Annotated in this window: 13 protein-coding genes; 2 read left to right on the top strand and 11 right to left on the bottom strand. The window is 40.2% G+C overall.

What is annotated here, in order from left to right:
• Positions 1 to 77 precede the first annotated feature (77 nt).
• Both I2D56_RS05605 and I2D56_RS05600 read left to right on the top strand, forming a co-directional pair.
• Entirely contained in the window at positions 78 to 824 is a 747-nt protein-coding gene (locus I2D56_RS05605; protein ID WP_061563751.1) for a tRNA1(Val) (adenine(37)-N6)-methyltransferase, read from the top strand.
• On the top strand, positions 814 to 1098 hold the full coding sequence (locus I2D56_RS05600) for a GIY-YIG nuclease family protein (protein WP_048717147.1): 285 nt from the start codon (positions 814 to 816) through the stop codon (positions 1096 to 1098). Before I2D56_RS05605 ends, I2D56_RS05600 begins: the two co-directional genes overlap by 11 nt.
• A 64-nt stretch (positions 1099 to 1162) precedes the next feature.
• Here the strand turns inward: I2D56_RS05600 and I2D56_RS05595 are convergent, their stop codons facing one another.
• The 11 genes from I2D56_RS05595 to I2D56_RS05545 form a co-directional block, all read right to left on the bottom strand.
• Positions 1163 to 1801 (bottom strand): GNAT family N-acetyltransferase, encoded by a 639-nt coding sequence (locus I2D56_RS05595; RefSeq protein ID WP_195348163.1) that lies wholly within the window; start codon positions 1799 to 1801, stop codon positions 1163 to 1165.
• A 249-nt stretch (positions 1802 to 2050) separates the two neighbouring features.
• Positions 2051 to 3031: a tagatose-bisphosphate aldolase gene (gene lacD / locus I2D56_RS05590; RefSeq protein WP_023022661.1), complete on the bottom strand. Its 981-nt coding sequence runs from the start codon at positions 3029 to 3031 to the stop codon at positions 2051 to 2053.
• A 1-nt stretch (position 3032) separates the two neighbouring features.
• Positions 3033 to 3962, bottom strand: a complete 930-nt coding sequence (locus I2D56_RS05585; protein WP_023022660.1) for a tagatose-6-phosphate kinase — start codon at positions 3960 to 3962, stop codon at positions 3033 to 3035.
• A gap of 11 nt (positions 3963 to 3973) precedes the next feature.
• Positions 3974 to 4489 (bottom strand): galactose-6-phosphate isomerase subunit LacB, encoded by a 516-nt coding sequence (gene lacB / locus I2D56_RS05580; RefSeq protein WP_023022658.1) that lies wholly within the window; start codon positions 4487 to 4489, stop codon positions 3974 to 3976.
• A 16-nt stretch (positions 4490 to 4505) separates the two neighbouring features.
• The gene (lacA, locus tag I2D56_RS05575) at positions 4506 to 4931 is read right to left on the bottom strand and encodes a galactose-6-phosphate isomerase subunit LacA (protein WP_023026584.1); all 426 of its coding nucleotides are present in this window, start codon (positions 4929 to 4931) and stop codon (positions 4506 to 4508) included.
• 69 nt (positions 4932 to 5000) lie between these two features.
• Positions 5001 to 5885 carry an aldose 1-epimerase family protein gene (locus I2D56_RS05570; protein WP_195348162.1) on the bottom strand — a complete coding sequence of 295 codons (885 nt, stop codon included), beginning with the start codon at positions 5883 to 5885 and terminating at the stop codon, positions 5001 to 5003.
• A 103-nt stretch (positions 5886 to 5988) separates the two neighbouring features.
• On the bottom strand, positions 5989 to 7464 hold the full coding sequence (locus tag I2D56_RS05565) for a PTS galactitol transporter subunit IIC (protein WP_195348161.1): 1476 nt from the start codon (positions 7462 to 7464) through the stop codon (positions 5989 to 5991).
• Between the two features lie 96 nt (positions 7465 to 7560).
• Complete coding sequence (locus I2D56_RS05560; protein WP_006148587.1) at positions 7561 to 7866, bottom strand: PTS sugar transporter subunit IIB; 306 nt, start codon at positions 7864 to 7866, stop codon at positions 7561 to 7563.
• 39 nt (positions 7867 to 7905) lie between these two features.
• Positions 7906 to 8382: a PTS sugar transporter subunit IIA gene (locus I2D56_RS05555; protein ID WP_195348160.1), complete on the bottom strand. Its 477-nt coding sequence runs from the start codon at positions 8380 to 8382 to the stop codon at positions 7906 to 7908.
• A 209-nt stretch (positions 8383 to 8591) separates the two neighbouring features.
• Complete coding sequence (locus I2D56_RS05550) at positions 8592 to 9338, bottom strand: DeoR/GlpR family DNA-binding transcription regulator (RefSeq protein WP_195348159.1); 747 nt, start codon at positions 9336 to 9338, stop codon at positions 8592 to 8594.
• Positions 9339 to 9664: 326 nt separating this feature from the next.
• Entirely contained in the window at positions 9665 to 11239 is a 1575-nt protein-coding gene (locus I2D56_RS05545; protein ID WP_195348158.1) for a DEAD/DEAH box helicase, read from the bottom strand.
• Between the last annotated feature and the right edge of the window lie 568 nt (positions 11240 to 11807).

Here is an 11807-nt window from a genome sequence, read left to right as displayed (position 1 = left end):
AACAAAAGTTCTGTCCTTATTTTTTCTTATCCCTTTCTATGCTTTTCCCCGCCCTCTTTTCATGCTATAATAGAGCCATGAACGATATCGAATTAAAAGACGGCGAACGCGTCAACCAACTATTTTCAAGCGATGTGAAAATCATTCAAAACAGAGAAGTTTTTAGCTATTCTATTGATAGTGTCCTTTTGTCACGTTTTCCTAAGTTGCCCAACCGTGGTCTGATTGTTGATCTTTGTGCCGGCAATGGCGCTGTCGGACTCTTCGCTAGCACGCGCACCAAAGCAACCATCGTTGGAGTGGAGATACAAGAAAGACTCGCCGACATGGCAGAGCGTTCCATCCAATTGAATGACCTCTCCGACCGTATGTCCATGATTACCGATGATTTAAAAAATTTGCCCCACCATTTCCCTGGTAGTAAAATCGACCTTATTCTCTGTAATCCTCCCTACTTTAAAGTGGACGAGCATTCCAATTTAAATGAGAGCCCTCATTATTTGCTAGCCCGTCACGAGATCACCACCAATTTGGACCAAATTTGTCAAGTGGCCCAACGGACTCTCAAGTCCAATGGCCGACTCGTCATGGTGCATCGTCCGGATCGCTTCTTAGATATCATCGAAACCATGAAACGCTTCAATCTGGCTCCCAAACGGATTCAATTTGTCTATCCCAAGGTTCATAAAGATGCCAACATGCTTCTCATTGAGGCCATTAAAGATGGATCGCGGGATGGTCTAAAAATTCTTCCTCCACTGTTTATTCATGAGGAAGATGGAAGCTATACGCCGGAGATTCATGAGATTTATTATGGAAACTAAAGCTTATATGTATGTAGTCCAGTGTGCGGATGGGACCCTCTATACTGGCTACACCACCGATATCGAGCGCCGTATCAAAACTCACAATGCTGGCAAAGGCGCCAAATATACCCGTCCTAGACTTCCTGTGACCTTGATCTACCAGGAGTCTTTTCCCGACAAAAGAGCTGCTATGTCAGCCGAGGCACTCTTTAAACGGAAGAGCCGAGAGGAAAAACTGACCTATATCAAGCATCAACAATCCAAGATAGATCCCGAACAAAAAAACACCTAGATGGTGTAACAATCATCTGTTTGCATGCTAAAAGGAGCTCCCAAGAGCTCCTTTTTTTAATTATCTAAGATTCGTCATCAAGGGTCTTTAAAAAAGCCCAATTCCCAACGCTTTGTTTCCCATAATCTAGCACCATAGAATCTAATAGGACGAATTCATTTTTTTCATAGAAGAAGACATTTTGTTGCGTACTAGTAATCAAGCCTAGACGCTTACAACCTTTGGCCTTGACGTAAGGTTCAATCCCGTTTTGGAGAAAATGACTACCAACCCCTTGACCCTGAACAGTTGGGCTCACAGCTAATATCATTAGATACCAATCAAAGTTTCCAGATTTTTTTAAATGTTGCTCCGAACGCTCCACTAGGTCCAGATATTTCATCAATTTCCAAGGGCTAATGTAACGGAACAATTTGATAATTCCATTTAGTAGGTAAGAGACCATTGAGAAATCTTTTTGTTGCAAGAGCCCTACTGCTATAATTTCTCCATCTCGTTCAGCAACTAAGCAAGTTTCCCCTTTGATGTACAGCTTGACTAATAAGGTATGCAATAGTTCAATAAAGGCCGGAAAGTATTCAGGCTTTTTTAAATCTTCTTTAATGACGGTTAAAAATGGATAATTCATAAAAGCATCAGAACAGACTTTTCCAATCGTCTTGTACTCGTCTAGCCTCGCTTCTCTATATACGATCCTTTCCATACGCCAACTCCTTTATTCTTATAAATCTATTATACTGTAAAACACTCTTATTTTCGATTGCAATGTGAAATAATCACATAAATTCTTACAAATCAGAAGCTATTTGAATAGTGAAAGAAATGTTAATCAGATTTATGAACATTGGGAACCAATTTTTGACGAAAGACCAAGATGATTCCTTTCTCCAAACAAAAAAATAGCCCTTCTAGATGGCTAGAAAGACTATTTTATACGTTAGGAACAAAGTAATTAAATGCGCTCTTTCCAAGAAGTTGCGACTTGGTCCAAGACTTGGTTGAGTTCTTCAATGTTGCGACGACCTTCGGTACGCAACCATTCACGAGCCGCCTCTTCCCCATTCTTGATGTAGGCTTCTACAGATCCAGCCCAAGTTGCACGACCACAAAGGACCCCGTTGAAGTTCGCGCCTGCTTCATGGGCAAAGACGAGGGTTTCTTGGAAGAGTTTTGCAGAAACACCGGCACTCAAGTAGATGTATGGAAGGTTGGTTGCTTCTTCTTGTTCTTTAAAGAAGGCTGCCGCTTCTTCACGGCTATGAACGATTTCTCCATCGCCAAAACCTTCAACGTATTTGACATTGACTGGCACTTCTACCTTCAAGACATCGATGTTGAAGCGTGGGTCTGAGAAGACTTTCATAGCTTCGATGACCTTACGAGGTTTTACTTTCGCATATTCTACAGAACCTGCATCCGCAATAGTTTCATCATAAGCCAAGATTTCAAGGAAGAATGGAATTTCTTCTGCAGCACATTCTGAACCGATGCGTTCGATATAGGCTTGTTTTTCTTGGTTGAGTTCTTCTGCACTATCCACATCATAGTAGAGCAAGAATTTCACTGCATCTGCGCCCTGTTCTTTGATGCGTTTAGCTGACCAAAGGTTAAGGCAGTCTGGCAGACGTTTAGTGCTAGAAGTGTCGTAGCCGGTTTTTTCATAAGCCAACAAGAGACCTGCTTCTGCATCCAAGACCTTGGTTGCTGGAAGTCCATACTCAGGGTCCAAGAGCATAGAAGATGCGAATGGCGTCAATTCTTCAGCCACCAAGACCTTCAATTCTTCCATTTGAGCTACTGTTGGTTCTGTGTCTTGATATTGAGCCATGAGGCGTTTCAAGGCACCACGTTGGTCAAAGGCCAAGGCTGAGATTACACCCTCTTTGGTGCTCAATTTTTCTAAATAGTTGCGTTTTTGTTCTGTTAATACCATCTTATACCTCTTTTACAATTATATTCTGATACAAATCATCGTAGTGGGCCATATTGACATGCCCTGTTATCTTTTCTTGGGCATTTAGCATCCCTAAGACCATAGCATGGGTCAAGAGGGCCGCGTCATCTTTTCCGCTACTGAGGGCAGCAGAGATCCCAGCCACGGTTGAATCTCCAGATCCCACTGGATTGACCACTTCTATTTTTGGAATATCGACCTTATAGAAGCTGTCTCCATGTTTGGCAAAGGCACCATCTCCACCTAAGGAGACGATAATCCATTCGATTCCTTCAAACAGTGGGTCTTTCAAAACTACTTTTAAGTCCTCAAAATCCGCCGAAACATCTCGTCCTAATAGTTGAGATAATTCTTCGCGATTGGGTTTAATCACCGTTGGTTTGAATGGTGAGTGAAGGACCGCTTCTAAAGATTTGCCTGATGAATCAAGTACAACCTTGCGTCCTGCTTCTTTTGCAATCTCAATTAGGCTCGCATAATAGTCCACTGGTAGCCCTGTAGGAAGACTCCCTGAAATAGCAATCACATCCGCTGTCGGCATGAGGAGTTTGAAATGATGAAGGAATCCTAAAGCTTCCGTCCGGATAATTTCTGGACCCGCTTCTAAGATTTCTGTTTGATTTCCTTCATGCAAGATGGCGATACAGTTCCGCGTATCTCCCAGGATATCATAGAAGAAGGATTGGACATCTCGTGGAAGATGGGTCTTGATGAATTGACCATTGGTCCCCCCAACAAAACCTGTTGCTCCAACTGTTTCACCGCTCTCAGCTAGGACACGGGTGACATTTAACCCTTTACCACCAGCCGTCTTAGAAACTTCCGACACACGATTCACAGTATCCAACTTTAATTCTTCCAAGGGATAAGAAATATCAATGGAAGGATTCAAGGTGACAGTTAAGATCATAAGCTCACCTCTTAGTCGTGGTATTCACCACGGTCCCATTTTTCAAGGAATTCTGTAAAGAAGTCTGCATCTTCTTGGTGATCATTATGGGTTTCCAAATGTTGAATCTTGGCAATCAATTTCTTGTTTTCTTCACTTGGTTTGTATTCTGCATGAATGAAAGCTTCAATGATATCACACATGAGCAATTCACCGGTTATTTTCCCACCAAAACCAATGACATTAGCATTGAGTTCTTCTTTTGCATAAAGAGCCGTTGTCATGTCGCGTACCAAGGCTGAACGAATTCCAGGAACCTTGTTAACAGCGTTGTTAATTCCAACACCAGTACCACAGATACATACTCCAAGATCAGCTTGACCACTAGCGACTGCTTCTCCGACTTTTTTCCCAAAAATTGGGTAGTGGGTACGCGCGTGGTCATAGGTTCCGAAGTCAAGAACTTCATAACCTTTTGATTTCAAAAATTCAGAAACAGCCATTTTTTCATTTGTGACAATATGGTCACATCCAATTGCAATTTTCATTCGTTTACTCCTCCCCTTAGCACATCTTGTTGAGCATATCGACACGGATTTGGTGGCGACCGCCGTCATACTTACCGTTTACAAAACCTTTGGCGATATTTTTGGCCAATTGGTCACCCACGATTTGAGCGCCCATGGTGATCATGCGAGAATTGTTGTGGCCACGAGTCATGTAGGCAGAACGCTCATCTGAAACTTCTGCCGCAACCATTCCTTTAATTTTAGTAGCGACCATGAATGGACCAGCACCATAGGCATCAATGACGATACCAAGATTGTCTTCTGCTTGTTTGACTTCCTTAGCGACAGCCAAAGTCACATCGACAAAGTCTTGCCCTTCTTCTGTCACATCCACTACTTGGAAACCTTCTGCTTCCAAATATTCTTTGACTACTTCTTTTAAGCGGATACCTGCTGCATCCGCACCAATAATAACTGACATATTATGCTCCTTCTTTTAATTCATTTTTCAATCAAATACAGAAACTTCTATATTCAACAACATTATTATCTATAAAATTTCGATTTCAAAACTTAGTTCAGCTGCTTGACCTGCTGGCAAAAGTCGAACTTGCTTTTTATATTCCAAATAATCACTCTCTTCAAGGGAAGTGGATAAACCAGACCAAGGTTCTAATGCGATAAATGGCCCTTTATTTGGCGTTGTCCAGATAATCAAGTTTGAAAAATCTGGAAAATGAAGACTTACCCCCTTCTCGTGCTTTTTAGAGCGAAGGGTCACCCTTCTTGATTGTAAGCAATCTAAGGTGATGGCATCCTTTTGGAAGAGATCGTAATCGAGATTTAGGATTTTCTCTTGCTGTAAGAAAGGTGTCCGATCAAAGACATTTAGCAAGCCTGTCTCTGGATAGGATTTAGGAATACTACAGGTCTCTTCTTGTTCGAATTCCAGGTAGTAATCTTCAAACCCTTCATCCGCCAGTAACGGACAATTAAATCCTGGATGGCCACCAACGAAAAAGGGCATGACTCCTTCCTCACCAAGATGGTGAACCCGATAGGTTACTTGAATCTTCTTACCAAGTAATTGATAAGAAATTTCTAATCTGAAATGATAGGGATATTGCTGATACATTTCTTCCGTATCTTCTATCCCAAAAGTCACCCGATCTTCTGTTTGCTCTACCAGCTCAAAGTTTTTCTTGCGAACCAGCCCGTGGCGAGGGATCTTCCCAACACCTTGAGGGCGATACATGGTTGTATCATTTCGAACCGAACCACAGATAGGAAAGAGAACTGGGGCTTGGCCACTCCAATACTGAGCATCACCCTGCCAAAGATATTCGATACCTTCCTGATCCTTGATAGAGGTCAGCTCACCACCTAACTCCTTGAAACAAACTTCCAGATCATTATTTTTTAAAGCTATCCTCATATTTCACTCCTTAGCATGTTATTTTAGAGAAAAAACTAGGCTACCCCTCCATGTCTGGAAAATTGATACCCTAGTTTTATCAAGTTACATATTTAGGAGCGGATTATTTTGCATTTGCTGCGTATTCTTCGTTACGTTTGATCATTTGTTTTCTGTACCATGCAAAGATTCCAACGTAGAATGCTAAGAAGGCAACAACACCAATAATCAATTTAATATCACCAGTTGTTGCATTACCGATTGTCCAACCAAGCAATTTTTCAACAGGTCCTTCAAGAGTTGAGTGAGTGATCAATTGAGCTTTGTCAACTCCTTCTGGAAAGGCTTTTACACTTTTCGCCAATTCAGTAGCGAATGGTGCGATAAGAGTACCTGAAAGAAGGAAGAGTGGCAACAAGAGTGTTCCAAACACGATCATACGGATCAATTTACCACGTGTTACAACCAACAAAGCTGGAGTCACACCCATAGCGATGATCCCTGCAAGTGGCAAGATACCATTTCCGACTTTAGAAAGAAGCACTGCTTCGATCAACATGATTGGTGCAAGTACGTTGGCACAAGCCCAGATTTCTGCACGACCAGCGATAAATGGCCAGTCCAAACCGATATTGAATTTACGTCCTTGAAGACGTTTAGTAGCAACGTTTGTAATACCTTGTGACAATGGTTCTACCGCTGCGATGAACCAAGAACCGATCAATGAGAACAATTCCAAGCAGACACCGGCAGTCAAACCAAGGCTCAACCAGCCTTTAATAACAAGTTCCCATTTTTCAGCACCTTCAACACCAGCAACTGGATGTGGAGTACCCATGATACCGATGACGATTCCAAGAAGGAAACCGATGAAGAATTTAGATCCCCAAAAACCGATCTTCTTGTTTAATTTAGCAGCATCGAAGTCGTATTTATCAAGACCTGGGAAGAATTTGTCAAAGATTTTATCCAAAACCATGATGATTGGGTTCATCATGTAGTTCATGTGAGTTGATGTCATTGGTGAAGAGCTAGGTGCATTCAACAAGTCATCAAATGTTGGTTTCATCAAGTCTGAGTTGATGATCTTCATAATCCCTACAAGGACAACTGCAAGAGTTGCAACGAAGAGGGAAACTCCTGCGCTAACTCCATTTTTATCCGCATACCATTTAATCAAAAGACCTGTGATAGACAAGTGCCAGATATCAAAGATATCGACATCAAGTGTATCTGTTTTCTTCATTGCAAGCATGACAATATTGACAACCAACATAACTAGCAAGAAGTAAAGTGTCCAGGCAGACCCCCAAGTGATGGTAGCAAGTGGTGCCCAACCAACGTCTGTGATATTCAATTGAATACCAGTGTTCTCAACGAATTTTGCAAGAGACGCTGAGAAAGCGCCATTCAACATACCGATGATCGCACCGATACCAGTAAGGGCGATGGCAAGTTTAATACCACCTTCAAGCGCTTTGGAGAATTTCACTCCAAACAAAAGTGCCAATAGAGTTAGGACGATCAACATGATGATCGGTGCACCCATATCTAGAATGGGTTTGAAAAACTTATTGGCAAAATCGATAATGCCATTCATAATAAATCCTCCCGATTTATATTTTTATATTTTACAAAATTAAGAATGTCAGCAGTTCCAGGCATAGGAATCGCTCACAAAATACAGATGAACAAATTAGCTTAAGCCGTGTTCTTTGATTGCTGCTTCGATATTGTCATATACCGGAGCGCTCATAGCTGGAATACGGAACAAGATTGGACCAGCTTCAACTACTGGAATCCCAGGATCAAAGCCTAAATCTGTTGCAGCGATTGGTGTAAAGATATCATAGCCTTTAATCAAGTCTTCATTCACATCTTTTACCATTACCGCATCACATTGTACATCATATCCACGGTTTGAAAGCTCTTCTTCTAGAGCACTTTTAATTTGGTGGCTTGAGTTAACCCCTGCACCACAGGCAGCTAAAATTTTAATCATTTGAATGACCTCCATTATAAATATATTTAATTGTTACTATTAAGCAATCGCTTCTGTGATATAGCGATATAAGTCTTCTTCAGTTTCCAATTTCGACATGTTTTCAAGATTTCCGTTTGTCGTAAAGAAATCCATCAAATGCGCCAAAATGTTTGTTTGGCTGGAACTAGAATTGTTAATGATGAAGAATAAAAGCGAAACATCTACTTCCTTATCAGGCGCGATCATATTGTGGAAGGTTACCGGATTTTTCAATCGAACAACTACAATATTCTCTGTTAGGTTATGGATGATATCCGTATGAGGAATCGCTACATTCGGAAGATCCTTTCCTAGAAATTCCATATCCAAGCCAGTAGGGAACGATTTCTCTCTCTCTTTTAATGCAGCTTGATAAGAATCTGTCACAATCTGACGTTCTTCCAATAAAGTTGCAACCTGGTCAAACAATTCTTCTTGATTCGAAACATCTAGGCAAAAGACTAATTCCCGATTAAACAGTTGATTTAATCCCATCTTTTCACCCCTTCCACTTTTTAAATATCTTTTAATTACATGATAAGTATATCATTATATGAATGCGCTGTCAATTACAATATGTAATTTTTTGTTCTTTTTTGTTTATTTTTTTATAGATTTATTTATAACCCCTCCCCTATTAAAGGATATAAAAAAGACCAGAATCTGCTTGAATCCTGGCCGTTTAGCTGTTTATTTTCTAATTTTTACAAAATTTTTGTATAAGAATTGTATTTTTCTCGCACCTTATTAGAGATAGAATGATCGGTAATCACCGCATCTAAATCATCTAGACGGTAAAAAGCATAGAAAGAATAGCTGTCAAACTTACTGTTATCTGCTACTACATACTTTTCAATGGCATTGTTAAGAATAATTTTATTACCATTTCCTTCTTCTTCGTTTGCAGTCATTGCTGTATGACCGTCGATTCCATTTACCCCGATAAAGGCTTTCGAAACCTTAATTTCCTTTAAGAGCTTATTAGCAAACTGCCCTACAAAGGTCTGTGTCTTGACCCTATAGCGTCCGCCAACTAGAATGATATCACAATTCGGTTGGTCTTTTAATTTTTCAAAAATCGGCAAGGAATTGGTGACAATACTGACATGTTTCCCATCAAGATAATCGCCAATAAAATCTGTAGTGGTCCCTGCTCCAATAAAAATTGTATCGCCTTCATCAATCAAAGCTGCACATTTTTGAGCAATCTCCCTTTTCTCTTCCACGTTCAACATGTTCTTTTCTGTATGGGAAACTTCTGCCAGACTATCTTTGATTTTTCGATGGGCCCCTCCATGAACACGAACCAACAAGCCTTGTTCTTCTAAGTCCATCAAATCTCGTCGAATTGTCATATCGGTTACACCCAAGAGATCGCTTAGATCCTTAACAGAGACCACTTCATTTTTATCCAACTCTTGTAAGATTGCTACATGTCTACTCTCTTTCATATGACGTCCTACTTTCCTATTTCTGCTTTCATTATACTATAATAGTAAACATTTTCAATAAGAAACAAACATTTTATCGATTTTTTTCTATATTAATCGCTTATTTTGTTGGTCATTTTTGTAGAAAAAATTTATTTTTTGTTCATCTTTTTAAAAAAAGTAGAATTTTTTTAGCAAATCTGTTGACAGGACTTATAAAAAGTTGTATTCTTAATATGTTAACAGAATTGATAGCGCTATCACAGAGTGATAGCAAACGTTTTGTTTACGAATTTCGGTCTCCTTATAAATATACAAGGGTAAACATGTGTTTACCCTTGTATTTTTTATTTATCTCCTTTGTTCCGAATCACAAAGCCTGTTTTCTTCTCGCTTGAAGTATTGCGTGGTTTTTTATTATCCTTACGGTAACGCTTCTCTTTATCAAAGCGATCCTTTGAACGTCCACCTTTACGATAGTCATCACGACGACCATTGCCACGGCGATCACGATCTCGACGGTCATCCCCACGACGGCCTCCTCGACCACCCTTACCTTTGCCACCAAAGCCACCACCAGATGGTTTAAATGGTAACGGTTTTTCACGTGCAATCTCAACCTCTGGAAGACTGTCTGGATCCTGAACCGTCAAGCTAAGGATGTACATAGCCAATTCTTCTGGGCTGAATTCTGAGGCCAATTGACGAGCATCCTTGCCAAACTTCTCAAAGTTTCTACGAATCTCCTCATTAGCAAAATCACGTTCGATTTTCTTAAGAGCGACCTGCTTCTTAGCTTGAAAGGCTTCTTCTGCACTTGCTGGCTTGAGACCTTTCATGCGTTTTTTAGTCAAGTTCTCAATGATTTGGAGATAACCCATTTCATTAGGTGAAACGAAGGTAATTGACTGACCTGACTTACCTGCACGCCCTGTACGACCAATCCGGTGAACATAACTCTCAGGGTCTTGAGGAATATCATAGTTGTAGACATGGGTCACACCTGAGATATCCAAACCACGAGCAGCAACGTCTGTTGCAACGAGGACATCGAGGTTGCCATTTTTAAAATCACGAAGGACACGAAGACGTTTGTTTTGGTCCAAATCTCCATGAATCCCTTCTGCACGGAAACCACGGATCTTCAATCCACGAGTTAACTCGTCTACACGGCGTTTCGTACGACCAAAAACGATTGACAATTCAGGTTGATCAACATCCATCAGACGTGTCATGGTGTCAAATTTTTCTTGTTCCTTAACACGGATATAGTACTGGTCTACCAGTTCTGTTGTTAATTCTTTGGCAGCAATCTTGACATGCTCAGGTTCTTTCATGAATTGAACACCGATCCGTTTGATGGCATCAGGCATGGTTGCTGAAAAGAGGAGAGTCTGACGATTTTCTGGGACACGTGAGATGATTGCTTCGATATCTTCCAGGAATCCCATATTAAGCATTTCGTCTGCTTCATCAAGGATGAGAGTTTCAATATCTTGTAATTTCAAGGCCTTGCGTTTGATCAAGTCTAGGAGACGTCCTGGTGTTCCTACAACGATATGAGCCCCTGATTTAAGTGCCTTAATTTGTTTTTCAATACTTGAACCACCGTATACTGAACGGACTTTCACACCCTTACTACGACCAAAGCGGAAGAGTTCTTCCTGGCTTTGAACAGCCAGTTCACGAGTTGGGGCGATGACCAAAGCTTGGATAGTTGCTTCTTCTGTACGAATTTTTTCAAGGGTTGGCAAGCCAAAGGCTGCTGTTTTCCCTGTACCAGTCTGTGCTTGACCGATTACATCTTTACCTTCAAGAGCCAAAGGAATGGTTTGCTCTTGGATAGGACTTGCTTCTACAAATCCTGCTTTTTCAATTTCTGCTAACAAATCAGCAGAAAGATTAAATTCATTAAATTTCACGTTATTCTTCTTTCTAAAGATGGTGCGAAGCCATCCTATAGCGCTTAGTTTATACTTTTCTTGTCATGACGTACTTTCACCTTTTATGAAAGATCGTGTTGCTTCTTTTCCACGAAAGAAAAGTACTGCTTTCTTTGCAACTTATCTAGTATACCACAGACCTGGGTTAAAAGATAGTAAAACGAAACAAGTTAAAAGCTTTTTATTGCGTAACCCCTTTCAAAAAAGTTCTTTTCACCTTTGATTCATTAGTATAACCCTTTTTATTTCTTTTTAAATTTACAATAATATAAAAGGACGCAAAATCTCTTCTTCGCTTTGAATCCTATCACAAAAAAAGCGTTACAATAGGCTTTCTAAAAGTTTTTTCTCACAAAAAATCCACTTTTATTTTGGGATTGTTTTCTTGATTTTTAAAATAAAAGTATGTATAATGAATTTAGTATTTAGGATATTTCAGAATGATTAAAATGCTTCATTCATTTAACTGATTCAACGATTCAATCCAATTATAAATTGTTTATAATCCACTCAGTACTTTTAAATCTACTCCTACTATTTCCAAGAA

The organism is Streptococcus australis (assembly GCF_015553625.1).
GTDB classification, from domain to species: Bacteria; Bacillota; Bacilli; order Lactobacillales; family Streptococcaceae; genus Streptococcus; species Streptococcus australis_B.
This window is presented reverse-complemented; position numbering and strand designations above follow the sequence as displayed.

What these genes read in the sequence shown, in the direction of transcription:
- I2D56_RS05605 (WP_061563751.1), top strand. Translation starts at nt 78, where the DNA reads ATGAACGATATCGAATTAAAAGACGGCGAACGCGTCAACCAACTATTT.
- I2D56_RS05600 (WP_048717147.1), top strand. Translation starts at nt 814, where the DNA reads ATGGAAACTAAAGCTTATATGTATGTAGTCCAGTGTGCGGATGGGACC.
- I2D56_RS05595 (WP_195348163.1), bottom strand. Translation starts at nt 1,801, where the DNA reads ATGGAAAGGATCGTATATAGAGAAGCGAGGCTAGACGAGTACAAGACG.
- lacD (WP_023022661.1), bottom strand. Translation starts at nt 3,031, where the DNA reads ATGGTATTAACAGAACAAAAACGCAACTATTTAGAAAAATTGAGCACC.
- I2D56_RS05585 (WP_023022660.1), bottom strand. Translation starts at nt 3,962, where the DNA reads ATGATCTTAACTGTCACCTTGAATCCTTCCATTGATATTTCTTATCCC.
- lacB (WP_023022658.1), bottom strand. Translation starts at nt 4,489, where the DNA reads ATGAAAATTGCAATTGGATGTGACCATATTGTCACAAATGAAAAAATG.
- lacA (WP_023026584.1), bottom strand. Translation starts at nt 4,931, where the DNA reads ATGTCAGTTATTATTGGTGCGGATGCAGCAGGTATCCGCTTAAAAGAA.
- I2D56_RS05570 (WP_195348162.1), bottom strand. Translation starts at nt 5,885, where the DNA reads ATGAGGATAGCTTTAAAAAATAATGATCTGGAAGTTTGTTTCAAGGAG.
- I2D56_RS05565 (WP_195348161.1), bottom strand. Translation starts at nt 7,464, where the DNA reads ATGAATGGCATTATCGATTTTGCCAATAAGTTTTTCAAACCCATTCTA.
- I2D56_RS05560 (WP_006148587.1), bottom strand. Translation starts at nt 7,866, where the DNA reads ATGATTAAAATTTTAGCTGCCTGTGGTGCAGGGGTTAACTCAAGCCAC.
- I2D56_RS05555 (WP_195348160.1), bottom strand. Translation starts at nt 8,382, where the DNA reads ATGGGATTAAATCAACTGTTTAATCGGGAATTAGTCTTTTGCCTAGAT.
- I2D56_RS05550 (WP_195348159.1), bottom strand. Translation starts at nt 9,338, where the DNA reads ATGAAAGAGAGTAGACATGTAGCAATCTTACAAGAGTTGGATAAAAAT.